24 protein-coding genes are annotated in these 23,391 nt (G+C 51.3%); 15 read left to right on the top strand and 9 right to left on the bottom strand.

From position 1 onward, the window contains the following. Positions 1-13 precede the first annotated feature (13 nt). Together LZ24_RS01920 and LZ24_RS01915 are read left to right on the top strand one after the other, a co-directional pair. Complete coding sequence (locus tag LZ24_RS01920; RefSeq protein ID WP_144681782.1) at positions 14-589, top strand: cysteine hydrolase family protein; 576 nt, start codon at positions 14-16, stop codon at positions 587-589. A 119-nt stretch (positions 590-708) separates the two neighbouring features. Next, positions 709-1,251, top strand: coding sequence for a bacterioferritin (locus LZ24_RS01915; RefSeq protein ID WP_144681780.1), 543 nt, complete (start codon positions 709-711; stop codon positions 1,249-1,251). 55 nt (positions 1,252-1,306) lie between these two features. Here the strand turns inward: LZ24_RS01915 and LZ24_RS01910 are convergent, their stop codons facing one another. Then, a complete protein-coding gene (locus tag LZ24_RS01910; protein ID WP_144681778.1) occupies positions 1,307-3,040 on the bottom strand; it encodes a hypothetical protein in 1,734 nt (577 codons plus the stop codon). 83 nt (positions 3,041-3,123) lie between these two features. Here LZ24_RS01910 and LZ24_RS01905 point away from each other — a divergent pair, with 83 nt between their 5' ends. After that, positions 3,124-3,987: a hypothetical protein gene (locus tag LZ24_RS01905; protein WP_144681776.1), complete on the top strand. Its 864-nt coding sequence runs from the start codon at positions 3,124-3,126 to the stop codon at positions 3,985-3,987. Positions 3,988-3,989: 2 nt separating this feature from the next. On the opposite strand, the gene LZ24_RS01900 is transcribed toward LZ24_RS01905, so the two are convergent. The 4 genes from LZ24_RS01900 to LZ24_RS01885 form a co-directional block, all read right to left on the bottom strand. Further along, complete coding sequence (locus LZ24_RS01900) at positions 3,990-5,219, bottom strand: SpoIIE family protein phosphatase (RefSeq protein WP_144681774.1); 1,230 nt, start codon at positions 5,217-5,219, stop codon at positions 3,990-3,992. Next, positions 5,216-7,039 (bottom strand): [Fe-Fe] hydrogenase large subunit C-terminal domain-containing protein, encoded by a 1,824-nt coding sequence (locus LZ24_RS01895; protein ID WP_144681772.1) that lies wholly within the window; start codon positions 7,037-7,039, stop codon positions 5,216-5,218. The genes LZ24_RS01900 and LZ24_RS01895 overlap by 4 nt, the downstream gene beginning before the upstream one ends. A 5-nt stretch (positions 7,040-7,044) precedes the next feature. Continuing rightward, positions 7,045-7,293 (bottom strand): (2Fe-2S) ferredoxin domain-containing protein, encoded by a 249-nt coding sequence (locus LZ24_RS01890; protein WP_222427498.1) that lies wholly within the window; start codon positions 7,291-7,293, stop codon positions 7,045-7,047. Positions 7,294-7,358: 65 nt separating this feature from the next. Further along, on the bottom strand, positions 7,359-9,305 hold the full coding sequence (locus LZ24_RS01885) for an aldehyde ferredoxin oxidoreductase family protein (protein WP_144681768.1): 1,947 nt from the start codon (positions 9,303-9,305) through the stop codon (positions 7,359-7,361). Between the two features lie 604 nt (positions 9,306-9,909). On the opposite strand from LZ24_RS01885, the gene LZ24_RS01880 reads away from it, so the two are divergent. Then, positions 9,910-10,350: a MarR family winged helix-turn-helix transcriptional regulator gene (locus LZ24_RS01880; RefSeq protein ID WP_144681766.1), complete on the top strand. Its 441-nt coding sequence runs from the start codon at positions 9,910-9,912 to the stop codon at positions 10,348-10,350. After that, complete coding sequence (locus LZ24_RS01875; protein WP_144681764.1) at positions 10,347-11,681, top strand: MATE family efflux transporter; 1,335 nt, start codon at positions 10,347-10,349, stop codon at positions 11,679-11,681. The genes LZ24_RS01880 and LZ24_RS01875 overlap by 4 nt, the downstream gene beginning before the upstream one ends. Positions 11,682-11,693: 12 nt before the next feature. Here LZ24_RS01875 and LZ24_RS01870 read toward each other — a convergent pair whose 3' ends face one another. From LZ24_RS01870 to LZ24_RS01860, 3 genes are all read right to left on the bottom strand, one after another. Next, the gene (locus LZ24_RS01870; RefSeq protein ID WP_222427497.1) at positions 11,694-12,158 is read right to left on the bottom strand and encodes a hypothetical protein; all 465 of its coding nucleotides are present in this window, start codon (positions 12,156-12,158) and stop codon (positions 11,694-11,696) included. Then, the gene (locus LZ24_RS01865) at positions 12,158-12,532 is read right to left on the bottom strand and encodes a hypothetical protein (RefSeq protein ID WP_222427496.1); all 375 of its coding nucleotides are present in this window, start codon (positions 12,530-12,532) and stop codon (positions 12,158-12,160) included. Before LZ24_RS01865 ends, LZ24_RS01870 begins: the two co-directional genes overlap by 1 nt. Positions 12,533-12,620: 88 nt before the next feature. Continuing rightward, positions 12,621-12,884 (bottom strand): hypothetical protein, encoded by a 264-nt coding sequence (locus tag LZ24_RS01860; protein ID WP_222427495.1) that lies wholly within the window; start codon positions 12,882-12,884, stop codon positions 12,621-12,623. A 257-nt stretch (positions 12,885-13,141) separates the two neighbouring features. On the opposite strand from LZ24_RS01860, the gene LZ24_RS01855 reads away from it, so the two are divergent. The 4 genes from LZ24_RS01855 to LZ24_RS01840 all read left to right on the top strand — a co-directional run bounded on the left by LZ24_RS01855 (position 13,142) and on the right by LZ24_RS01840 (position 15,443). Beyond that, on the top strand, positions 13,142-13,390 hold the full coding sequence (locus LZ24_RS01855; RefSeq protein ID WP_144681758.1) for a hypothetical protein: 249 nt from the start codon (positions 13,142-13,144) through the stop codon (positions 13,388-13,390). Positions 13,391-13,399: 9 nt separating this feature from the next. Continuing rightward, the gene (locus LZ24_RS01850) at positions 13,400-13,990 is read left to right on the top strand and encodes a 2'-5' RNA ligase family protein (protein ID WP_144681756.1); all 591 of its coding nucleotides are present in this window, start codon (positions 13,400-13,402) and stop codon (positions 13,988-13,990) included. Positions 13,991-14,252: 262 nt separating this feature from the next. Further along, a complete protein-coding gene (locus tag LZ24_RS01845; protein ID WP_144681754.1) occupies positions 14,253-14,513 on the top strand; it encodes a zinc ribbon domain-containing protein in 261 nt (86 codons plus the stop codon). Further along, entirely contained in the window at positions 14,514-15,443 is a 930-nt protein-coding gene (locus LZ24_RS01840; RefSeq protein WP_144681752.1) for a helix-turn-helix transcriptional regulator, read from the top strand. A gap of 78 nt (positions 15,444-15,521) precedes the next feature. Here LZ24_RS01840 and LZ24_RS01835 read toward each other — a convergent pair whose 3' ends face one another. Beyond that, a complete protein-coding gene (locus tag LZ24_RS01835; RefSeq protein ID WP_144681750.1) occupies positions 15,522-17,087 on the bottom strand; it encodes a sigma-54 interaction domain-containing protein in 1,566 nt (521 codons plus the stop codon). 348 nt (positions 17,088-17,435) lie between these two features. On the opposite strand from LZ24_RS01835, the gene LZ24_RS01830 reads away from it, so the two are divergent. From LZ24_RS01830 to LZ24_RS17490, 6 genes are all read left to right on the top strand, one after another. Next, on the top strand, positions 17,436-19,256 hold the full coding sequence (locus LZ24_RS01830; RefSeq protein ID WP_144681748.1) for an acyl-CoA dehydrogenase: 1,821 nt from the start codon (positions 17,436-17,438) through the stop codon (positions 19,254-19,256). A 344-nt stretch (positions 19,257-19,600) separates the two neighbouring features. Next, the gene (locus LZ24_RS01825; RefSeq protein ID WP_186442874.1) at positions 19,601-21,286 is read left to right on the top strand and encodes a S8 family serine peptidase; all 1,686 of its coding nucleotides are present in this window, start codon (positions 19,601-19,603) and stop codon (positions 21,284-21,286) included. Between the two features lie 31 nt (positions 21,287-21,317). Next, complete coding sequence (locus LZ24_RS01820; RefSeq protein ID WP_144681743.1) at positions 21,318-21,896, top strand: hypothetical protein; 579 nt, start codon at positions 21,318-21,320, stop codon at positions 21,894-21,896. Between the two features lie 49 nt (positions 21,897-21,945). Beyond that, positions 21,946-22,131 carry a hypothetical protein gene (locus tag LZ24_RS01815; protein ID WP_144681741.1) on the top strand — a complete coding sequence of 62 codons (186 nt, stop codon included), beginning with the start codon at positions 21,946-21,948 and terminating at the stop codon, positions 22,129-22,131. Positions 22,132-22,172: 41 nt separating this feature from the next. Then, on the top strand, positions 22,173-22,697 hold the full coding sequence (locus LZ24_RS01810; protein ID WP_186442873.1) for an SRPBCC family protein: 525 nt from the start codon (positions 22,173-22,175) through the stop codon (positions 22,695-22,697). A gap of 347 nt (positions 22,698-23,044) precedes the next feature. Next, the gene (locus LZ24_RS17490) at positions 23,045-23,320 is read left to right on the top strand and encodes a hypothetical protein (protein ID WP_222427494.1); all 276 of its coding nucleotides are present in this window, start codon (positions 23,045-23,047) and stop codon (positions 23,318-23,320) included. Positions 23,321-23,391 lie beyond the last annotated feature (71 nt).

The raw sequence follows: 23,391 nt of genomic DNA, 5'->3' as shown, positions 1-23,391 counted from the left end.
TTGGGAGGAAGGAATGATTTCTGAAAAATACGCCCTGATGATCATTGATATGCAAAAGGATTTTGTGCTGCCGAATGCACCTTTATGCATTGGCGGTGCCGCAGAAACCCTGCCCCGCATAGGGGAGCTTCTGGAGGCTTTCCGTGTCAGGGGGCTTCCGGTAATCCATGTGATCCGCCACCACAGGGCCGATGGCGTGGACGTGGAAGGCATCCGGGAGAAGTATTTCACCGGGGGGCCGGGCTTTGCCGTACCGGGAACGGAAGGGGCGGAGATAGTGGATGAACTTACTCCCCTTGCAAATGAATATGTGCTGGTGAAGCGCCGTTTCAGCGCCTTCATGCAGACGGAACTGGATTTTATTCTGCGCCGCCTTGGCGTGAATCATCTTGTGATCTGTGGAACCCAGTGGCCCGTATGCATCCGCACCACGATTTTTGATGCTCTGGCCTTTGATTATCGCGTCACCAGTATTGTGGATGCTACGTCCGCCCGGAGCAGCGATGTGGCTGAAGCCAATATCCGGGACATTGCGGCCATGGGTGTCTCCTGTGTTGAAGCGGGCCGCTTTATCCGGGAGTGCCTTTGATTGAAACAATCCTGCTGCAGGAGAAGGCTTTTTATTTCCTCCGGCTTCATGCTATGCTCCCCTTCATGATGTTTCCCGCACAGGAGCGGCTTTGCATAACCCCAACTCTGGAGGATAATATGGTACAGGGCACCAAGGAAGAAAGACGGGCAAAGGTGATTGAGGTTCTGAATCAGGCTCGGGGCATGGAGCTGCAGGCCATTCACCAGTATATGAACCAGCACTACAATCTGGATGACAGGGATTTTGGCGAGCTGGCGGCTAAGCTGAAGCTCATTGCCATTGATGAGATGCGCCATGCGGAAATGTTTGCCGAACGCATCAAAGAGCTGGGTGGAGAGCCTACGGTGACACCCGCAGGCGGCGTGGAAAGGGGGCAGGAGGTTGAGGTTATTTTTGCCTTTGACGCCGATACGGAGGACGAGGCCCTTGATGCTTACAATCAGTTCCTGCTGGTCTGCCGGGAAAACGGTGATGCCATCAGCATGAAGCTTTTTGAAACCATTATCGAGGAAGAGCAGGCCCATTTCAATTATTTTGATAATGTGAATGATCACATTAAAAGGCTGGGGGCTGCCTATCTGGCACGGATTGCAGGTACACCTGCGGAAACGGGCACCATGTCCGGCGGATTTATTGCTGCACAGGGTGGCTTTGCCTGAGGTCGGGACAGAGGGATTTCAGGGAGCCCCTTTGCATCGGGGCTCCTTTGGTTTTTTATTTCCGGATATGGGTGAAGGTCTGGAAAACGACATCATCCTTTTCCGTATACCCCCGACTGCCGGAGGCCCTGTACATTTTCAGGCCTTCCAGAACTGGCGCAAGGATCTCGGATACCAGCACATGGGTGTTGCCGCCTGCAAGATTGGTTGCCTGCCACATGGCCATGGCGAGAACCGTATCCATAAGGGCTTCGGACCGGACATAGGTAACAGATTTGTTTTTTCCGCTTAAACCCTTATCCACAGACTGAAACAGCGCATCGGAAACCAGATTGTTGCCGGAACTTTCCGCCCGGACCATGTCCGCAATGCTTTCCCAGTGCAGGGCAAAAACGAAATATCTGCCCATGGTTGCCCAGCCGGGCTGAATGTCTTCCCCCATGGGAATCTGAACCTGTGTGATTTCAACATTCCCTATGCTGTGGGGCTGAAGCTGAAGAGGGATCCCAAAGGTGGCTTCTGTCTTGTTGACGAGGTTCTGCATGAGGCTTGTGAGAATGTCAGGGGACGGGCTCTCCAGCATGATGGCGAGTCGGGGCAGAGGGAATACGCTATCCTCATCAGCTTCTGTCATGATGAAAGCCATTTCATGGCCCAGGCTGTGGATGAGATCCTCAAAGAGGATGCCGGTCTGCATCTCGAAGGCCCCGCGAAAGGCCGCCTGATCTTCAGGATCTTCAAGAACGGACTGGATGGTATACTCAAGGTCAAAGCTGCCGTCCCAGAAAAAAAGCTCCGTTTCCGGAGGAGCCATCCACAGAGGCTCTGGTTTGCGTGCGGGTCTTTCCAGCAGTGCCAGAAGAGCAGGGTCCATCTCTTTTTTGTCCATGCCTGCTCTGCCAAGGGATCTTCTGACTTCTGTACCCTCATTGAATCTTGCATATCCGAAATTTTTAAACCCCTGAAGCATTTTTCTGATATCATTCCAGTCGTTCACATCATCGGCTTCGGCAAAAGAGGCGAGCTTTGCATCCACAAGGGGGAGGGCTGTGGCCAGATCCCCATAAAAGGAAAGGGTTCTTGGCCCATCGTCCAGGGCTTTTTCCATGGCGTTGAAGTTTTTATTGTTTTCCAGCGAGGCAATGCTGCCCGAAGAAGCATCCAGCATACGCTTCAGTGTTTCCAGATGAAAGGCTCCCAGCATAAGACCTTCTCTGTCGCTGGTAAAAAGCGCCATGCCGTTTGCAAGGGTGATCTGCCGTATTTTTGTATTTCCGTGGGGGGCAATTTCTGAAACATCGAGGCCGGGGGCCCAGGGGCTGATAAAGGAAGCAAGGGCAGCTCCCTGTACAGGTCGTGCTATGATGGCGATTCCCTTAAGCATATCTTCAGGTTCTGCGTAGGGCGTCATAAACGCCAGGGCTTCCGGCAGAATGGCCAGAGCCGCTTCCCTGCCGAAAATGCTGTTAAAGATTTTCTGGTTCCACTTTGAAGAAAGCCATTCCCGGTAGTTTCTCATTCCATCGGGAATCAGGTAGGGAAAGCCTGCCCTTTCAAGGCTGGCTTCCAGATCCATGCCTTCAATGGCCTTTGCCAGCGGGCTGTTTCTGAGTTCTTCCATCTGTTTTTCGGCATGATTGATGCGCAAAAGCAAAAGGGTGTCCGCAGGCAGCACAGAGGCCAGATGGGGGCCGTCCGCCGGGTCCGGTTGTTTCATGAGATACCAGGCGGCAAAGCCCGTAGCGCTGAAAATAAGAAGGATAAACAGGATCAGATTTTTTTTCATCATTCAGGCTCCATTGTTATAAAAGAGAACAGGCTTCTTCCGGGTTGTGAGTATGGCATGTATTCTTGCATTTATGGAGGGTAAAAATGAAAATTCCACCTTACTGGGTAAAAAAAAGCCATGAAATGAAAGATGCCCATGGCCAGTCCCACAGCATAACGGCTTCGGGCTGGTCCTTTGTTTCTCCGGCAGAGGCGGCAAAGGAGGCCGCAGCCAGAGCCGGACGCATCTTTAACCGTCTGCTGGGCGGTGAAAGGCCGGATCATTACGAATACCATGACATGCCCGTCAAAGAGGAGATCCTTGAGGAGATTTTTGACGGAGAGGAGCGGATAGCAGTGATCACCCGCAACCGCTACGGTGCCAGTGTTCTGAATTGTTCGCAGGTGCTCTTTGTGGATGTGGATTTTCCCAAGGCTGAGTCTGCGGGCTTTCTGGAATGGCTGCGCAGTCTTTTCTTTGGCCGGAGCATTGCTGAAAAGAAGGAAGATCCTGTCCAGAAAGCCATTGCTTCCGTAAAGGAATGGTCACGGCTGAATCCGGACTATGCTTTTCGCCTTTACAGAACAAAGGAAGGGCTGCGCCTCCTGTTTACGGGAAAACTTTTTGTCCCCGCCTCAGAGGAAACGGAAAAAATACTGAAAGACCTGAATGCCGATCCCCTGTATCAGGTGCTGACCCGAAAGCAGGCGTGTTTCCGGGCAAGGCTGACTTCCAAACCCTGGCGATGCGGCTCTCCGAAACCGCCTTCGGCCTTTCCCTGGGAAGATGAGGCAAGGGAAAGGGAATACAGAAGCTGGCAGGAAATCTACCGGCAAAAGGATGAAGGATTCAGAATCTGTGATTTTATCGGCGAGTTCGGAAAAAAAGGGGTTCTTTCTCAAGCGAAAAAAGTGATGGAAATCCATGACAGGGCCGTGCGCCTGACAGGCACGGCACCCCTTGCCTGAACCTAAAGGTAGTGGATGCTGACCTCTTTGAGGTAATGTTCCGTAAGAAGGCCCTGAATTTTTTTAACGATGTTCCTTCGTATTTCAAGCCCCACGGGCATATTGGGATCCTGGTGGGCTTCGTTGATTTTCGTGCCCACCAGAAAAACAATCCGGTCATGGTTGATGATCATTTCAATGATCCGGTCGGCCGCATTCTGCCTGCCACTGGAAGCAATGGTACCGGTGACGATGTTGGTCCGCTGTTCCAGAATTTCCGCCACCCTGCCAAGGGTGATGATTCCTTCGGTCACCAGATCGGCACCTTCCATTTCCGAGACCGGCGGAATGACAGGATCCAGATTCTTAATATCCGTCCTGCAGGTTTTGCCGAGCTGACGGGATATAATGCCTGCCGTGGTGCCGCCTGCGATAATTCTCGATCCGCTGAAGGCGGTGAACTGCCTCACCATTTCGCTGTCATGGTCCGGATTCATGGGGGGGCCTGTGACAATGAGCAGATCCCTCGGGCTGCGGATGTAGATGACACCGCAGGTGATGTCATCCTTTGCCTGATACTGATCATGAAAAAGCGCCTGCTGCACAATGGACCGGGCCAGTTCCCGCGCACTGACAGAAGGTGTTGTGCGGATTTTTTCCAGTATGAAATCCTTCACCCTCTCTTCTCCCCAGCCAAAGGGAAAGCCCTTGCTTCCCATGCCGGACTGGGTGACGCCATCGGAGAAAAAGACCAGCCGGTCTCCGGGCAGGGCCTGATAACTGGAATAAAACATGGTGGCATTCTGGGGAGGGCCGGACTTTTTATTTTTTCTTTCAATAATGATGGCGTTTTTTTCAGGGGTCATGGGCTGATTGTCCCGGATAAGAAGGTAGCCCGGATTATCAAACTCCATCATCCTTACCTGCAGCCCCGGTTCAATGTCCACAATGGTAAAGGTGGCATAACTGATTTGGCGCAGCCTGCAGACAGGCAGGGTGTTCATGATGGTCTTGGCTGCCCCTTTGATGGGGATGTTGGAGGCCACAAACTTCAGTGCCATGGTGGCCGTGAGGGTGGAAAGCACACCGGCCTTGACGCCGGAGCCAAGACCATCGGAAAGGACGGTGATCACCCTGCCGTCGCTTTCATTTTTCTGGGACAAAAAGGTGTCACCTCCGGCGCCTTCCCTGTGTTTAAAAATCTGATGATGATCCACCTCGATAAAGCTTTCACCTGCGGGCATATGGATCATAGGTCCCTGTCCTCATCCCCTGAAAAGGATTCTATCACAGAATTCAGTATGGCTTCGGTTTCAGCGGCATTTTCGCCCAGAAGGAAGGCAATTTTCTGAACTACTTTCAGGTTTTTGTTGATGACCCGCCTTGTTTCATCAATGACCCTTGATTTCTGGATCTGGGGTGCTGTCACATCCTGCAGGACACCGCAGGCGCTTTCCCCCTTTTCTATGGAAAAGATGGTCAGATGGAAGATTTTTTTTCCTTCCCGGACTTCCCTGTTCACAAGATCCAGCCCGTTGAGATCAATCACATCCTTGAAATAACGGGCAAGGTCTGTGATTTTTTCAAGGCTGGCACCTTCCATGCCGGGACGGACTTCAAACATGGAAAGCACATCTTCTCCCATCATGTTGGCAAAGTATCTGTTGCATTCAATAATCTTGAGCTGGCTGTCACAGATGACAACCCCTGCGGGTATGGCCCGGATGAGTCCGTTGGCCTTGTTCTGGGCAAGGGTTTTCATGTAGGAAAGGCACATGGTTTTTTCGGCCCGGTTCTCCAGCATGGCTGCGGCAAAGGCCTTGCAGGTATCATAGCCGCAGCTTCCGCAGTTCAGGGCATCCTGAAGGGTGCGTTTACCGATCTGTTTCAGGGCGGCCTGAATGTCGTCATCGGAATGCTCAGAGGGGACAATTCTTTCCACGGGCAGGGTACCCTGCATATCCGGCATTTTTTCGCTGAGGGTGTTTCTGGCTTTACTGGCATAATCGAGAAGCCGGATTCTCCGGAAAGCCCTCAGGGTATCGTTGCAGACGCCGGGGCCGTTGATGCAGCCACCGGGGCAGGAAAGAAGCTCCATGAAAATGGGAGCGGAAAGTGCCTCCGGGCTGAGGCCCTCAAGGGTCTTTCGTATCTCCTTGAGTCCTGTGACACTCATCATATGCGCATTCCGGATGGTGGCATATTTGCGGATGGATGCGATCATGCCGCCTTCAATGGGATAAAGGCTTCCCTTGGCTGCCTTTAGCGGGATAAAGGTGTCTTTGGCTGATTTGCGGTCAGACGGATGAATGCCTTCGTCCTCAAGCCAGCGGTTCAAGTCCGTAAAGGAAATGGCAGCGTCCAGCTCATCCCAGGTGTCGGCCTCCCTTTTTTTGGCAATACAGGGTCCGATGAAAACAATGCCTGTTTCTTCTCCGTATTTTTCCTTCAGATATCTGGCATGGGCCAGCAGGGGAGAGGCACAGTCCGTGATGCAGGGGTTGAGTTCGGGTATGTAGTGTTTGATGAATTCCACAAGTACCGGGCAGGCCGATGATAAAAAGAGTTTTTGTCGTTGAAGGGAGTTTTTTTCCCCTGCGGATTCCTGGGAGCGGAACTGCACCCGGTATCCGTAGAGCCTTTCCATGTGATCCTTTGGGCCGGCATCAGGGATGTTTGCCGCCATGGACAGGTCACAGGCGATTTTTGCGGAAACCAGATCCGCACCGATGGCGGTTTCTGAAACACCGTAAAAACCAAGGGCTTTGATGGCCGAAATGAGCTGGCCCGGTTCAAGGTCCGGATATACTGCGGCAAAGGAAGGTGCCAGGGATGCAATGACCCTTGGTTTGAGTTTCAGAATCTGCCGGGCCTGGGGCAGGTCATCCCGCACTTTTTTGGCCTGGGCGGGGCAGGCCACAACGCAGTGACCGCAAAGTACGCACTGTTCCGGGATGATGATGGCGTGTCCCTTTTCCACACGGATGGCTTTGACGGGGCATTCCCGGATACATTTATAACAGTCCTGACAGCGGGTTTTTTCCGTATAAATGGGGCTTTTTAGTCGAGTCATGGATTTTACCGCCTGATTTTATGGGCCAGAAGATCATGGAGCATTCCCGGCTGAACGCCCTGAATCAGCTCGTCACCAATTCTGATATTCGGGCCGTTTTTGCACTGCTGCTCACAGAGACAGCCCTGTATGCTGATGGTTTCTGTGAGTTCGTTTTCCCGGATAAAGTTTTCAATGGCTGCCGCATTCAGATTGTTTCCCTTGGAAAAGCAGGAACTTCCCATGCAGAGGGTGAGGGTTTGTACAGGTTTCACAGGATGGTCCATGGAAAATGCATGTCCTTTCGGGGTGCAGGGACACAAGACCCCTGCCTGAAAAACTATACCCTTTTTACGCCTGAGGGATAGGCATCCAGGGGCCAGGGTTTCGGGCCGTCCCATGGGTTAAGGGGCAGCTCTTTTTCAAGGGTATCGGCCACAAAGGCCAGCTCCAGCTCTTCCAGTTTTCTGCGGGTGGGAATTCCCGTCTCCCTGTCCTGACCGGAGGCTTCATAATAGGCCGTGAGCATGGCTTCGTGCTTTTCCTGCTCCTTTGCAGCCTCCTCTGTTCCCAGAAGATCCTTGTGCAATACCAGCCTGTCATCCTGCCTGCGGGTTCCGCACCGTATGTTAAAGGCCTTTTCCAGAAGATAGACCCGGTCTGCCGCTGCGCTCAGGCGTTCTTCCGTGTAGGGAAGGCCCGTGGCTGCGGTCATGAGCCGGGCCAGCCCTTCCATGAGGGGATACTGATTCACAAGGGGGACAGCACAGCTCCAGGAATTGACAGCCCCCTTGCAGCGGCCGATGCAGTCCGCAAGGGTACAGGCCCTTTCGGAGACGATGAGGGCGGATACGGGGTTTGTGTCCATATCTCTGGGAAGACGGCCTTCGCTTTTCAGTTTAGAAAAAAGATCGCCGTCATTTTCTCCATAGGCCCAGCTCCGTCCCCTGAGATGGTCGGCACCCCGGGTGCTGGTGGCGTGGGCAAGGGCAAACATCCCCGCTTTATAAGGGCCTCTGGAAAGGCCTTTGACGTGGTAGCAGACATCCATGGCCCTTTTTCCGAGAATCTTTGCCCCAAGGTAAAGGCCTTCTGCCACAATGTTGCCAAAACCCTGCCGCAGGGCGGTTCTGTGCAGCAGTTCCACCTGATCTTCGGCGTTTTCCCATGAGAGATCCAGCCCCCCCGTATCTTCAGGGGTGATGTCGCCCATATTGAAAAGATCCTTGACCATGGCCATGGTGTTGCCTGCGGCAATGACATCCATGCCGTAACGGTCGCAGAGGTTTTCCATTTCCATGATCACCACGGGGTCTGTGATGCCGCAGTTGGTGCCGAGGCAGAAAACGCATTCATACTCCATGGCCTCGCCCTGCTCTCCGGCTCTGGGGCCTTTGGGAATTTCAAAGCGGTTCTTGCACTGTACCGTACAGTTTCTGCAGCCCGTGCGGCGGACCTCATATTCCTTGAAGGCTTCGGGCTGGATGGCCGCAGGGATCTTGCTTCTGTCCCAGAAGTCCTCGTAATTGCGGTAGCCCGGAAACCAGTTGAGGATACCGTGGTGGGAGCCGATGCAGGAGGCAACGCCCTTTTGGAAGGGATCTGTTTTAAAGAAATTTCTGTCTTCCTTGGCAAGGGCTTTAAAGGTTTCAGGATCGGCAAGCTTCACCTTCCTGTTTCCCCGGACCACGATGCCCTTGAGATTTTTGGAGCCCATGACAGCCCCGGCACCTCTGGCGGCGGATGCGTATTTATCCACAATCACAGAGGCAAAACGCACAAGGCATTCTCCTGCCTGACCAATGCAGGCAACACTGATATCCCTGTCGTGGGTATTGCGCATGGCATCGGTGAATTCCCAGGTGTCCGTCCCCCAGTATTCCGGGCAGGGAATCAGGGAAACCTCATCTTCATGGATATACAGATAGGAGGGGCTTTCACACCGGCCTGTGATATTGATCTGATCCCATCCGGCAAGTTTCATGACATGGGCCAGCCTTTCGCCCGCATTGCCATCTCCCAGAATGCCGCTGTAGGGAGACAGGGTGCTGACTTCAACACGGCTGGTGAGTCCGAGCACCGTGCCGGAAAGGGGGCCGGGAGCAAAGCAGATGACGTTGTCCGGGCCAAGGGGATCGGTGCCCGGAGGAATGCGGTCAAAAAGGACTTTGTCGTTCAAGCCCCGGCCACCGATAAAGAGTTGGGCATCCAGAGGGTCCAGTGCCGCCGGTTCAAGACTTCCACGGCTTAAATCCACATTCAGTATACGGCCACACCAGCCTTTCATGATTTTTTCCTTTTTTATGGGTCGCTAAGGGGAAGACAGTCAGATCGTTATTTTTGCATTTTTTGTCAGCCGGATTGTTCGTTTCATGCAAGCCAGCTGGTGCATAGCTTTTTTTGTATCACAAAATCAATGTCGTATTCTAAAACACCAGCGGCCGTCTTTTTTTCTTCAACAACCTAAAATTATGGCATAAGGCATACAGGCATTCAAGAGGGAAGATAAGCATCCAGAACATTTTATTTTCTGATTACCACTGTCTTTCAGCCATACAAACCTTAACCATGGAAATTATATGACCAGATTTTACGCTTGTCAGCGGACACCCGTACAGGGGTGCCCCTACACAAAACAGGGTCGTAAAAACCATTCGTTGGGGCAGGCCTTGCGCCTGCCCGTATTAAAGTCCGCACCATAGGCCTGACAACTAGATGGCCAGCAAGCTGTGGCTGAGTCAGGGGAGTAATCAGATTTTATTTTAAAATGCCAGATCTTTTCTTAGCGATTTAAAGGTATTGGCAAGCTGGGTTGACAGCTTCTGTTTGGTTAGTTAGTCTTGCTAAGTTTTTTTGATTCTTTTTCAACCTTTAGAAATAAAGAGATCTTTATGGAGCTTTCCGACAGCTTGAAAATTTTACAATGGCATATGTGGGATCTCTGGCGTGAGGCAAGCCGCCAGAGCGGAAGCGGTGAACTCAGCAGCAGCGAACTGGACTATCTTTATGCGCTGATAAGCTCAAAAAAGGGCATGCGCCTGACGGAGCTGGCAGGGGTAATGAAGGTAAGCAAAGCTTCTGCCAGTACCATGGCGGTCAAGCTTGAAAAAAAAGGGTATATCCATAAAATACCCTGCCCGGAAGATGGCCGGGCCTCTTTGTTGCAGGCAACGGACAGAACCATGGCGCTGGCCGTGGAAGAGGACAGAATTTACAGGAAAACCGCCAAGGATATAGCTCAGATTCTGGACCCGAAAGCCCTTGCGGAACTGAGCGATATCCTGGGCAGGGTCTGTTCTGTTATTGCAGAAAAAAAGGTTGAAGGTAAATGAAATCAGGCAGTGTTTCCAGAATGTTCTGGCGCTACACCATCCCTTCGGTTACGGCTATGCTGGTCAGTGCCGCATACCAGATCGTGGATGGTATTTTTATTGGTCATGCCATGGGTGGCGAAGGACTGGCGGCCATCAATATGTCCTGGCCCTGGATCGGGGTGCTGCTGGCCATTGGGATGATGATTGGTATTGGTACGGGTGTGCAGTGCGGCATTGCCCAGGGTGAGGGAGATCTTCTCAGGGCTTCCCGCATCATGGGGCAGGGATTCTGGGCACTGATGCTGCTGGGGCTGGTTTCCGGTCTTCTGCTGGTGAATTTTTCAACCTTTTTTCTGGTCCTGCAGGGGGCAGAAGAGGGTGTTGGGTCTCTGGGTCGGGATTATCTGCGGGTAATGGGTTTTGCGGCTCCCCTTGTTCTGGCCAGCATTGCCATTCCATTCTGGGTCCGGAATCTGGGGGCACCGGGCTTTGCCACCCTTTGCATGGCAACCGGCGCTGTGGCCAATATCATACTGGATTATCTTTTCATCATGCACCTTGGGTGGGAACTGAAGGGGGCAGCCGTGGCTACGGTGCTGGCGGAAAGTTTCAGTATTGCCATGGGGCTTTTTTTCATTTTCAGTACCAGAAACCGTGTGCCGCTGAATCAGGGGTTTCTAAAACTAAGGCCCTTTTTGCTGGGAAGGGTTCTGGCAACGGGTTTTTCCAGTATGCTGATGTATATTTACATCAGTTTTGTGGTGCTTTTGCATAACCTGCTTTTCATGGCATACGGAGGTACCCTGCAGGTGGCGGCTTTCACCGTTGTGGGCTATGTACTCACACTTTACTACATGTTTGCCGAAGGTGTTTCCGGTGGTATGCAGCCTCTGGTCAGCTATTACAAGGGCGAAGAAAACCCGCGGAATATCCGTCAGGTGACAGGCCTTGCCATGGCTGTGGTTCTGGGTACCGGTGTTCTCATGACCTCTACGGTGATGCTGGTACCGGGGCTGGCTGTATGGTTTTTTGTCTCCGGTGATCCAGAGCTTTCCGCCGCAGCCTCCCTTGGGATGCGGCTACACCTTTTTGCCCTTTTTCTGGATGGTTTTATTGTTCTTACCGCCAGTTTTTTGCAGTCCATGGGCATGGCAAGAAAAGCCACCATGATCACCCTTGGCAATATGTTCATACAGCTGCCTTTTCTGTTTATTCTTCCGAAGATCATTGGGCTTCAGGGCGTATGGATAGCACTTCCCCTGTCCAATGTGGTCCTGGCCTCCATCGTTTCTGTTTTCTTTTTCCGTGAAATGAAAAAGCTGAAAAGAAAGGGGGAAAGGGAAGGATGAGGCACTGATGATTTATCTGCTGGTCTTTATTATTCTGTCTCTGTTTGCAATATATGCCTGACGGCTGTCTGTGGGGTTCTGGGGGAAGGCTTGTCTGAGCAGGCCCTCTTCCAGCAGTTCTTTCAGATGCTGCTGCCGCAGTGAGTCCGGATCTCTGTTCATCAGCTGTGCAAGACAGTTTCGGGTAATAAAATGTTCCTCACACAGGGATAGAATCACATCCCTCATGATGGATTTTGGCAGTTTTTTCTTTTTTGCTGTCAGGCTTGCCTTTGTTTTCAGCTTTGCCAGCAGTGCTGGAGACAGGAGATCCAGATTATGGATTACTGGTGCTGAAAGGGATGGGGTCAAAAGGCGTCCGTGCGTATCTCGTTTTTCAGAGGGAGCGGGTAAATCTTCGGAGCGGTATTCCAAATCTTCGGAGGAAGGCTTTAAATCTTTGGAGTGAATGTGGAATTCCGGATTGTCCTGTACCATCACACCGAAGACCTGATCCGGGGTTGGTAAATCCTGCCCCTGCAGATGATAAACAGCACCACGGCCATGGCCGTGGTGCTGTTTATCATCTGCAGCCCCTGTTTGACCAGAGCCTGTAATGCTATGGTAATATCCCTGCTGTGATCAATGCTGATATCGCTGATACGTTTGTGGGAAATGACCTGTTCCGTTGCTGCTGTTGCAAGTATCAGGCGCTCCAGCCGGGGCTGAGATCGGAATCGTTCTCCATATAAGACCTGCAGTTGTTCTATTATCCCCGTTGGCATCAGTTCCACATCCAGTACCTGAACATCTTTATCCTGAATGAGATTGCAGCTCGCAGGATTCAGCGATGGTTTCCAGCATGTGTGCAATATCAGCCATGGACTATTGCTCCATTATTTTCATGTCTTCAGTCCGCTCTGCTTTATCCGCCGGAAGGTCTGTTTGAAAAAATAAAGTTTAAAAGGGACAGTCCCTATCCGGATCATCCTCTTTATAGTCTTCGGCACAAAGGTCATCATCGTCAAGATTATTGCCTTCATAACTATAGCCATAAAATTCCGCATCACTTGCCATTTCAAAAAGGGAAGCTAAGGATTTACTCAGGTTTTTGATGATGCGGCTGTAGGCTTCTTTTTTCTGGAGATCCTTGGTCTTTGCCATGGCCTGCAATGCATCGGTCAGTTCTTTGCCCAAGCCGTTAACGATTTTTTCCGGATTCATGGGTGCTCCTTTCAGTTCTTTGCGGGTGAAGATCTGCTGCCTGTCATCCAAGACAGGGTGTCTTTTTTTACCATCCATGATGTACCCGTTGTCTTATCCCATCCCGCATCCGGTCACAAGTCTCTGCTGACGGCATTTTTCCATCAGCCAAGTTGTGTTATGGTAAAAAAACATAAAGAATCCGATGGGGAATGAACCCTTGTTGGGATTTTTTCAGCTGTGGTCTGCCCTGTAGGCAGGGGAAAGGATGGATGTTTATGATAGACAGACTCATTATGCTCGGCCAGCAGCTCCGGTCAAAACAGCCGAAGCAGTGCAGCAGGTGCGGGCTTTCCTATGAAGATTCAAAAATGAACTGCCCCCACTGTTCAGGTCTTTCGGAAAGGGAGCTTGAAGAATTGATCCAGAGAAAAAAAGCCATGATAAGGGGCAATGTGCTGCATATGCTTTTTGTTTTTGCCGCACTGGCGGTTTTTTTCATCCTTTTTTTCTGGCTTCTGGGGTAGGCGGATGCCATGGAAGGAAAGGCCCACGGGATGCAGCGGCTTTTTGTGGCTCTGGATTTTTCCGGGGAAGAAAGGCTCAGGGTGTATGAGGCAGCGGAGAGAATCCGGGTGGCGGGTGCTTTTGTCCTGAAGCGGGTCCGGCATGACAATCTGCACATTACGCTAAAATTTTTAGGGGATACGGACAGGGTAGAGGAAATCATGCAACGACTGGGGCAGATGCCTTCGGTCTCTGCTTGCAGACTGCTTCTTTCTTCCCGGCCGGAGTATTTTTACCGCAGCCGGGGGCCTGTACCTGTTTTTCTGCCCGTTCTTGACGGAGGGCCGTGGCTATGTGCCCTTCAGCGCAGACTGTGCAGCCATATGGACTGGAGCCATGACAGTTTTTATCCCCACATGACACTGGCAAGAATCCGGAGAAAGGGCAAAGGTGCTTTTCTGCCCCCTATGCCCGATCTTGGGAAAAATTTTACCATGAATCCCCTTGGGTTCAGTCTTTACAGCTCCGAGCTCAGGCCAGAGGGGCCTGTATATACCCTTTTGTTCCGGTCTGCTTTTAAGGAAGGTCGGGGTTTTTCTGCCCTGCCTGATGAGATTTGAAGATAGCGATCTGGCAGGGCAGCACCGGAATCTTAAGGGAAGGCCTGTGCCCGTTTACAATATTGAAAACCATACTTTCTGCCCCTATCCTATTGCTGAAAGCATGTGGTGATAAGGGGTCGTGTCATGGGGATGTTTATTTTTTCAAGGGAGAGATAATTACGACATGATGCTGTCGTATTTCCTTCTGTAAGGTGACAGAAAAGCCTTCCATGGCTTTTTCCATTCCATAAACCGAAAAATCAATGAGGAGGAAATGACCATGACAGACCAGACCTTTTGCCAAAGCTGCGGTATGCCCATCACGGAAGATCCTTTGAAAGGAACGGAAAAAAATGGTGCCATGACTTCAGAGTTTTGTACCTATTGCTATCAGGAGGGATCTTTTACCCAGGATGTGACCATGGAGAAGATGATAGAGGTCTGTGTACCTCACATGGTGGCATCCGGCATGGAGGAAAAGGCGGCACGGGCGCTTCTGGAAAAAACCCTCCCCAACCTTGGCCGCTGGCATGGAAAATAGATGAAGACCGACCGCCTCCTTGCCATTGTCCTTTACCTGATCAACCGGAAAAAGGCCACGGCCAGGGAACTGGCCCGGCATTTTGAGGTTTCCCACCGTACCATACAGCGGGACATGGACTCCCTCGCCCTTGCAGGGATTCCCATATATGCGGACAGGGGCAGCGAAGGCGGATACCGGATTCTTGATACCTGCACCGTAGACAGGCATTATTTCGCCCCACAGGAACTCGCATCCCTCCTGTCCCTTGTGGGGCGCCTCAATGCCCTTCTGCAGCCCGGCCACCTCAGGCATACCGAAGAAAAGCTGCGTAACCTTACACGGCCCGGGGATCCGCTGAAAACACACAGGCCTCTGATTATGGATTTCACGCCATGGGGTCTGGATGCGGCGAAAAAACAGCTTTTTCAGGATGTTTATGAGGCTGTGGAAGCCAGTCGCTTAATCCGTCTCCGCTATGCTGCCCCGGACGGGATGGTAACGGAGCGGATGATCGAGCCCTTGAGCATGATCCTGAAAGGGTCGGGCTGGTATCTCTATGCCTTCTGCCGTCTTCGCAAGGCCTTGCGTTTTTTTAAGATCACCCGGTTCATTGAGGCTGAATGTATTGGGGAATCCTTCTGCCCGGAAGCCCATCCCCCTTGGGAGGAAACACTGGAAAGGGGGGAAAATGCCCGTGCAACCACCCTTTTTGTCCTGCGCTTTGCTCCTTCGGCCCGGGGCAGGATCACGGACTACTACCATCCGGACAGTCTGCATTTTATGCCAGACGGCAGCATCATGGGTTTTTTCCCCTTTCCGGAAGATGAATGGGTTTACAGCTGGATCATGGGTTTCGGTCCACTGGTAGAAGTCCTTGAGCCTCGCCATGCCAGAGCATATATCCGGGAGATGGCTTCCCGTCTTTCTGCCACTTATGAAAAGCACTGAATTTTTCTGCCTCAGGCCTTAGGGCTTTTCAGCTTCATCAGGGAGTCCGGATTGAGGGTGAGAGAAAAAAATATGAAATCATTTTGAAATTCCGTATTTTTTTATTTTTCCCCTGAGGGTTGAGGGGTTGAGATCCAGCAGGCAGGCAGCTCCTCCCGGCCCTTCAATGCGGCCACCGCTTTTTCTGAGGGCCTTAAGAATATGCCGGATGGTTATGGATTCAAGGCTTGGAAAAGCTTCTTCCTCTCCTTCTCTTTTTTCTGACAGGGATGGTGTCGAAGGGGAAAGATTGTCGAAATGAAGGGGGCTGCCCTGGCATATGATCAGGCTGCGTTCAATGAGATTTTCCAGCTCCCGGATATTTCCGGGCCAGTGGTAGCTTTTTAAAAGATCAAAGGCACCTGCAGCAAAGACCGGTTTTTCCGATACATTCATCTCTCGGGCTTTACGTGCGGCAAAGAATTCGGCAAGGGCCGGGATATCGGCGGTTCTTTCCCTGAGGGGGGGGATATGGATGGGAAAAACATTGAGCCTGAACCAGAGATCCCTTCTGAACCTTCCTTCCTCCGCAAGGGCTGGCAGATTACGGTGTGTGGCTGCAATCACCCGTACATCCAGCGGAATGGATCTGTTACCACCCACCCGGCGGATGGCATGTTCCTGCAGAACCCTCAGCAGTTTCACCTGGGCCGCAGCTGACAGCTCCCCCACCTCGTCAAGGAAAATGGTGCCACCGTCCGCCTGCTCAAAATACCCCCGTTTTCTGCTGGAAGCGCCGGTGAAAGCACCCCTCTCGTGGCCGAACAGTTCAGAATCCATAAGGGTTTCCGGAATGGCACCGCAGTTGATACAAATCATGGGGTGATTCTTCCTTCGGGACAAGCGATGAATGGCATGGGCCACAACCTCTTTTCCAGTGCCGGTTTCTCCTGTGATGAGTACGGGCGCATTTGTGTCCGCTACCTGTTTTGCAAGGGTGATTACCCCATGGAGTCCCGTTTCCGTACCGATCACCTCGGTGGCGGCAATATGACCGAGGCGGTTCAAAAGCAGATCGTTGGTCCGGACGAGGTGTTCGTTGAGGGTCACAACCTTACGGTAATGCCAGAGATTCAGTGCGGCTCCGGTGAGGGGGCGCTCCAGCAGGTTCATCATGCGGCGGTGTTTTTCCGAGAACTGATTAAGCCCGTGGGCAAGGATATTGAAATACCCGAATCGAGGAACCCCGATTCCCACCGTGAGGGTCAGGGTGGAAAAATCTCCTGCAACATCAAAACCCGGAAAATCTTCATGGAAGAGCCTGAAATGCTCTGCAATTTCACCGGATACCTGGGTGCCCCAGGGGTGCTTGTCGATATGGGCTTTTCCTATGGCGTAGTGTTCTGTATCCCGTATGCCCTTTTCTGAAAGCTGAAGACGCTCGTCAATGAGCATGCCCCCCAGACAGGTGGCGGATGCCAGATACTGAAGCATGCCAGTGGTTGGATCAAAAATTCCTGCATTGAGACTGTCTGCGGGCATGTGCTCCCTCAAAAAGAGCAGGGTTGAATGCAGTGCTTTTTCAATCTGAAGGGTTGAATAAAGGCGCTGGGTAACTTCATGGATAAAAGCGGTGTCCTGCCTGGTGTTTTTTGAAGAGTTCATGTTTTTTGCCTCTGGTTCTTTATTGGGTTGATCGCGTGCCGTCAGATATGGCGGTCTGCTACATATGACGGAAGCGCCCACTAAAAGAAACGGTTTATTTAAGCCTGTACTTTGTTGTCCTCTCCTTGTTCTGGCTTTATATCCTTATAATTGAATCCCTTGGCTTTTCAGATGGCAGGATGTTTCTCTCTGGAACATTCTTTGAAACTTCTTCCCCTGTTCAGGCTTTTCCGGTCTTTTTCCGGACAAAGGGCTTGTCCCGGTACTTTTTTTTGTGCAGCAACTTCCCTTAAAAAAGGGTGGTCCGTTTGTACATGAAGGCAAATAAAAGGGATGAAAGGAAACATCATGGTATCTGAACTTGCGGATCGCAGAGATCAGGAGTTTATGCTTTTTGAAATGTTCAACCTTGGATTTTACTCTGAAAATGTAAAATTTTCAGGCTTCAATGAGCAGGCCTGCAGAATGCTTCTGAAGGAAGCAAGAAAGCTTGCGGTCAATGAGATTCTTCCCACAAACAAGCTTGCGGATGTGGAGAACGGGCATCCGGAAGGGGTTCTTTTTCATAAGGGTGAAATACGGGTTCCAAGGTCTTATCACCGGCCATACAGATCCTATTGCGAAGGCGGCTGGCTTGCCATGTGTGATGAGGAGGAATGGGGAGGACAGGGCATGCCTCACCTGCTGGCCGCCGCTTGTCTTGAGCTGTTTATGGGGGCAAACCCATCCTTTCTGAACTATCCGGGTCTTACCCATGGAGCCGGAGCCATTGTCCGGGAATTTGGCAATGAAAGGCTTCAAAAAAGATACCTTGCGAATCTTTTTTCGGGAAAATGGGCTGGCACCATGTGTCTTACGGAAGCCCAGGCCGGGTCGGATGTGGGAGCACTGACAACAAAGGCCATAAAAAATGATGATGGCAGCTATTCCATCGAGGGAAACAAAATCTTTATATCCGGTGCAGATTCCGACCTTGTGGAGAATGTAATCCATCCCGTGCTTGCAAGGGTGGAAGGGGCTCCTTCAGGTACCAAGGGCATTTCCCTTTTTCTTGTTCCAAAATACAGGCTGAGTGAAGACGGCAGGACGACGGATATAAGAAACGATGTGGAGATAACCGGCATAGAAGAAAAAATGGGAATGCATGGCAATGTCACCTGCACCGTGGCCTTTGGCGCAAAGGGAGCTTGCCGGGGAGAGCTGGTGGGTGAAGAAAACAAGGGCATGAAATATATGTTTCTCATGATGAATGAGGCAAGGCAGGGTGCTGCCCTTCAGGCCCTTGGTATTTCTTCGGCTTCCTATGCCAATGCCGTCCGTTACGCAAGGGAAAGGGTGCAGGGGCCAGACCTGAAGGAGGCATTCAGCTCCGATGCCAGGCCTGTTCCCATCATCCAGCACCCCGATGTGAGAAGGCAGCTTCTTTTCATGAAGGCCTTTATCGAAGGTAACCGCTTTCTGTCATACTATCTGAAATGGTGCCACGACAGGTGCATATTTGTGGATAGTGCAGGGGAAAGGGAGAAATATCAGGGGCTGATAGAACTGCTGACGCCGATTTCCAAGGCCTATACCACAGATAAGGGCATAGAGATTACTTCCGCAGGTATTCAGGTATATGGCGGGTATGGTTTTATCGAAGAGTATCCCCAGGCACAATATTACAGGGATGTGAGGATCAGCTCCCTTTATGAAGGAACCAACGGAATTCAGGCCATGGATCTTCTTGGCAGAAAGCTTGGAATGAAAAAGGGCAGGGCTTTCATGGACCTTATGGGTGAAATCAATGCAACCATAGTTTTTGTCAGGGAAAACGGGCTTGATGAAATGGCTGACGGACTTGAGAATGCCCTAAAAAAGGCGGGGGAAGCGGCGGTGTCCGTTGGCGGTGCCGCCATGGGCAGCAGGGTTCTGGATGCCTTTGCTGTGGCAAAACCTTTTCTGGATATACTGGGAGATTTGATGATGGCCTGGGGTCTTGCCTGGAGGGCTGCTCTGGCTTGCTCAAAGCTTGGATCTGCATCGGGAAAAGACAGACTTTTTTATCAGGGCCAGATTGTAACAGCTAAATATTATTATGGTATCCATCTTCCGGAGGCCCTTGGAAAGATGGATGCCGTTAAAAAAGTAACCGATGCTGTCATGGAGATGGGAGAGGATTGTTTTTGACGGACTGATGCGCTTCTTCATTTTTCGGGGCATTAAAACCAGTGCCTTTTTGTTGCCGTTTTCCTTCTGTTATATCAAATGTTTTAAAAGGCTTGACTTTCTGGAATATCAAAATTAAAAATAAGGAAATTCTACAGTATTTTTTTCTCTCATCTTCGTTTGGTAAAGGGCATACCCATACCAGTCAGGCAAGCCCATGGGCATTCAGGCTGCAAAAGCCCCCCCATTGACGGGGCTGACCTATGGAGCCGACAGCCGGTTTATCAGCCAAATGGAAGGGAAATGCTGATTCTGCCCCGCTCATTTGGAACAATAAATGATTGTTGCAATATAAGGAGGCCTATGTGAAAATTTTCCGGAGTTTCCCTTGTTTATTTTATGGACTGATTTTTGCCCTGCTGCTTTTTCTGGCCGCCTGTAGCGGAAGCAGCTCAGACAGTGCCAGCACGCATCCGGTAACACCACCGGATAACGGTGGTGATATTACCATCCCCACAAACCCCATACCCAATGATCCCCTCTTTGCCCATCAGTGGCACCTCCAAAACACCGGACAAAGCGGACGACCTGGCCATGAGGCCAAGCGTGGTGAGGATCTCAATATTCTGCCCCTGTGGGAAAACTGTCCGCACAATGGCGGTTGTCGTGGCAAAGGTGTGGTGGTGGCCATCGTTGATGACGGTCTGGATATCAACCATGAGGATCTCAAAGATAATATCCTCACGGACCTCAACTACGATTTTGTAACCCATACACCTGGGGTAGATCCCGCCCCTGTCGAAGATGACGATGCCCACGGCACGGCAGTTGCCGGTATTATTGCTGCCAGACATAACAATCATATTGGTGTGACTGGTATAGCGGGTGATGCTTCGCTGGCGGGATACAATGTTCTTGCCATTGATGCGGAAGGCTCTGATGAGGCCCTGGCCATGACCCTGAACAAAGAAGCTGTCTGGATCTCCAACAACAGCTGGGGGCCACCTGATAGCGGGCACTTCCATGTGGCATCCGGTCTTTGGGAAGAGGCGATCGAAGAGGGGCTGCGTGATGGCCGGGACGGCAAGGGGATTATTTATCTCTGGGCGGCTGGTAATGGTGCTGAAGAAGAGGATCGATCCGATTATGACGAAATGGCTACCTTTCACGGGGTGATGGCCATTGGCGCATTGAACGCCCAGGGCAAACGGGCCAGCTACTCAGAGCCGGGATCCAATGTGCTGGTCAGTGGTTTTGCAGGGGAGTACTGTAATGAGGAGAGTGATGGCCTCACCATCACCACAACGGATCTTACCGGCCCGGGTCGGGGGTACAATACCGATGCAGGGGAGAATGCCAGCTATGAGTTAGCCAATCGCAGCTACACACGATGCTTCAATGGTACCAGTGCGGCCACACCCACGGTGGCCGGTGTGGTTGCTTTGATGCTGGAGGCCAATCCCAGCCTGACCTGGCGGGATGTGCGCAAAATACTGATTACGACTGCCCGTCAAAATGATTCGACCTGCCCGGACTGGTCACAAAACGGTGCAGGATACAGGATTAATGAAAACTATGGCTTTGGAGCGGTGGATGCAGACAAAGCCGTGCGTGCTGCGGTGGCAACCCAGCAGCTGCTTCCTGCCCAGATCATTAGCGAACATCTTCAGGAGACAGGTAAGAACATTCCGGCTGGTGAATCCGCGGTCAGCAACTTAAGAGTAGATGCAAGCGGCATCAATAAAGCAGAGTTTATTGCCATCTATCTGACACTCAATGTGGAGGAAGGTGCAGATATCGGAGATATAGGACTTAGTCTTACAGGCCCGTTCGGTACAGTTAATACATTGGCAAAGCCGCGTTTCTGCTGGGATACGGAAGAGGGAGATCAAATTCCCTGCGGTGATGAAGATCTGGAGGGATTCCGTTTTGGTTCCGTGCGACATTTTGGAGAAAATCCCAATGGAGAGTGGACGCTGAGTATTGACAACTCGCTAGGCGGGACACCTGTTGTGCTTGGACCGTGGGGGCTGGAAGTCTATGGCTACTAGGCCACAACTATATTTTTAAAAGGAATCTGAGATGATCAAATATACAGGACGCCTTAGTGTTATCGTATGTCTCCTTGGCCTCCTTTCCGGTACAGGAGCCATTGCTTCCGATGAAAACCGTTACACCTGGCATGATGGTAATCGCCAGCGCGTTACATATCTGGACCCCGCTATTGTGGCTGTTTTTGGAGAGAATTATGAGCACAGCAGTGCGCGTACAGCACTGGCCAGCGACAGTTCCGATGTGGTGGCTACATATAGAGGTGTGCAGATTCTGCGTGTCCGGGAGGACAGCTCAGTAAAGCGTCAGGTCCAAAGTGCTGATACAGGACGCAAGTTATCCCCCGTATTCCGGGATGGCGGGGAAGGAGGGCCTGTTCGTGCCCTTCCCGGCGGGGTAATCATCCGGCTGAAACCGCAGATAGAGGCTGAGGACTGGTTTGCCACCGAGGGACTGACCCTTGTCCGCACAATTCCCGTAGGCGATAATACCTACCTTGTTGCTTCCGGTCCGGGGCTGGCCGCACTGAATTTAGCCAATGAGATGCATGGGCATAAAGATGTTGTCTGGGCACAGCCAAACTGGTGGCGGCCGAGGGCCAGGCGATAGGTTGGGTTCTGTCAGGCTGAGAATCTTTTTTTGTCACAAGGCAGCCTTTATGGATGTTCTGAACCAAAAGAAGCTTTTTTTATCAGAACATCGAAAAGAAACGAAGCATTTCAAAGGTATTCTTATGGAACGGGACGGCAGTGTCAGATGGAAAATGCCATCTGATACTGCATTCCCGGTAAGTTTTGTTTCTGGTTTTTCATGGCGGGATTTACAAAGCCCTGTTTTGTCCTGATCTATTGCGTACTAAGTTTAAAATTTCCCATGGTGCAGCAGGTGCCGTGGCCTTTTTACATTGGACAGGCAGGTGTTGTCATTTTATTTCCGGATCGGTGGTCGCGTTATCATTTTGAGGAATCATGGTTTATCGAGGCACCATTGAAAAAAGTATGGGATGGCGTGGTGCATGTGGAAGACTGGCCCATCTGGTGGGAGGGCTTGATAACTTCTTCTTCTCCCGATGCATTACCTGCTGGTATTCAGGGCAAGAGTTACAATACCCGGTGGAGGGGGGCCTTGTCTTACCGTCTGGATGTGGGAGCTGTGATCCGGGAAATCAAGCCGGAAGCTTTGATCCGTGCAGATATCTATGGGGATATCCAGGGGGAATGCCTGTGCTGCGTTGAAGAAGAGATGCAGGGTACCCGTGGTTTTTTTGATTTGCATGTACGTACGATGCACCCATGGATGACTCTTCTGTCCCCTTTTTTAAAAAGTTATTTCAGTGAAAACCACAAACGTATTATGGTTAAAGGAATACAGGGTTTTAGACGTCACCTCGCTGAAGGGGACAAAATTTGAAGTTTTTTTGGGTGGGCCTGTGTTTGCTTTTGTTCTCTTTTTTTTCGACTGATTTTTTTGAAGTGGCGTCAGCAGATTCTGTTGACAGAATGCTGGATCGTTTTGATTCTCTGACAAATTACACTGCTTTGCTGGATTCGGAAGGAGAAGGCGGGCGTAATCGCATTTACTATACCTATCAGAAACCTGGTTTTATGCGGATGGATTTTATTGAACCCCATAAGGGGGCCAGGTTGATTTACAATCCGGAGAGTAAAAGGGTTCATCTTCAGCCATTTTCAGGCAGCCTGATCCAGCTGCGGCTTTCTCCTGAGAACAGGTTGATTAGAGATCCAAAGGGGCATACTGTGGATCGTTCGGATATAGGTTCGTTGCTTAAGACTGTAAAAAAATATGCCGATGAGGGCATTGTGACCCTGCTTTCGCCGGAATCTGTGGATGGCCTGCTTTGTGAGGGTGTTCTGGTTGAAGCTGAGGGTACGGTCTGGTTTTTGTGGGTGCATCCGGAGCTGGGCCTGCCCGTTAAAGTAGAACGGTTTTCCGATGGCGGAGAGGGGGAAATCGTTTTTCTTCGCAGGCTGCAAGTGGATGTAGAGCTGGGGAAGGATGTTTTTTTGCCCTGATCCCCCCGAGCCCTTTCTGTATTGGGAGAGTGATAAGACAGCCTTCGTTCCGACCATTTTTTTAGAGATGC

Origin of the sequence: Desulfobotulus alkaliphilus (genome assembly GCF_007830435.1) — a bacterium.
GTDB classification, from domain to species: domain Bacteria; phylum Desulfobacterota; class Desulfobacteria; order Desulfobacterales; family ASO4-4; genus Desulfobotulus; species Desulfobotulus alkaliphilus.
This window is presented reverse-complemented; position numbering and strand designations above follow the sequence as displayed.

Bases quoted from the DNA above. Each gene is read 5' to 3' on its own strand.
- LZ24_RS01920 (WP_144681782.1), top strand. From the start codon at position 14: ATGATTTCTGAAAAATACGCCCTGATGATCATTGATATGCAAAAGGAT.
- LZ24_RS01915 (WP_144681780.1), top strand. From the start codon at position 709: ATGGTACAGGGCACCAAGGAAGAAAGACGGGCAAAGGTGATTGAGGTT.
- LZ24_RS01910 (WP_144681778.1), bottom strand. From the start codon at position 3,040: ATGATGAAAAAAAATCTGATCCTGTTTATCCTTCTTATTTTCAGCGCT.
- LZ24_RS01905 (WP_144681776.1), top strand. From the start codon at position 3,124: ATGAAAATTCCACCTTACTGGGTAAAAAAAAGCCATGAAATGAAAGAT.
- LZ24_RS01900 (WP_144681774.1), bottom strand. From the start codon at position 5,219: ATGATCCATATGCCCGCAGGTGAAAGCTTTATCGAGGTGGATCATCAT.
- LZ24_RS01895 (WP_144681772.1), bottom strand. From the start codon at position 7,039: ATGACTCGACTAAAAAGCCCCATTTATACGGAAAAAACCCGCTGTCAG.
- LZ24_RS01885 (WP_144681768.1), bottom strand. From the start codon at position 9,305: ATGAAAGGCTGGTGTGGCCGTATACTGAATGTGGATTTAAGCCGTGGA.
- LZ24_RS01880 (WP_144681766.1), top strand. From the start codon at position 9,910: ATGGAGCTTTCCGACAGCTTGAAAATTTTACAATGGCATATGTGGGAT.
- LZ24_RS01875 (WP_144681764.1), top strand. From the start codon at position 10,347: ATGAAATCAGGCAGTGTTTCCAGAATGTTCTGGCGCTACACCATCCCT.
- LZ24_RS01870 (WP_222427497.1), bottom strand. From the start codon at position 12,158: ATGGTACAGGACAATCCGGAATTCCACATTCACTCCAAAGATTTAAAG.
- LZ24_RS01860 (WP_222427495.1), bottom strand. From the start codon at position 12,884: ATGAATCCGGAAAAAATCGTTAACGGCTTGGGCAAAGAACTGACCGAT.
- LZ24_RS01855 (WP_144681758.1), top strand. From the start codon at position 13,142: ATGATAGACAGACTCATTATGCTCGGCCAGCAGCTCCGGTCAAAACAG.
- LZ24_RS01850 (WP_144681756.1), top strand. From the start codon at position 13,400: ATGGAAGGAAAGGCCCACGGGATGCAGCGGCTTTTTGTGGCTCTGGAT.
- LZ24_RS01845 (WP_144681754.1), top strand. From the start codon at position 14,253: ATGACAGACCAGACCTTTTGCCAAAGCTGCGGTATGCCCATCACGGAA.
- LZ24_RS01840 (WP_144681752.1), top strand. From the start codon at position 14,514: ATGAAGACCGACCGCCTCCTTGCCATTGTCCTTTACCTGATCAACCGG.
- LZ24_RS01835 (WP_144681750.1), bottom strand. From the start codon at position 17,087: ATGAACTCTTCAAAAAACACCAGGCAGGACACCGCTTTTATCCATGAA.
- LZ24_RS01830 (WP_144681748.1), top strand. From the start codon at position 17,436: ATGGTATCTGAACTTGCGGATCGCAGAGATCAGGAGTTTATGCTTTTT.
- LZ24_RS01820 (WP_144681743.1), top strand. From the start codon at position 21,318: ATGATCAAATATACAGGACGCCTTAGTGTTATCGTATGTCTCCTTGGC.
- LZ24_RS01815 (WP_144681741.1), top strand. From the start codon at position 21,946: ATGGATGTTCTGAACCAAAAGAAGCTTTTTTTATCAGAACATCGAAAA.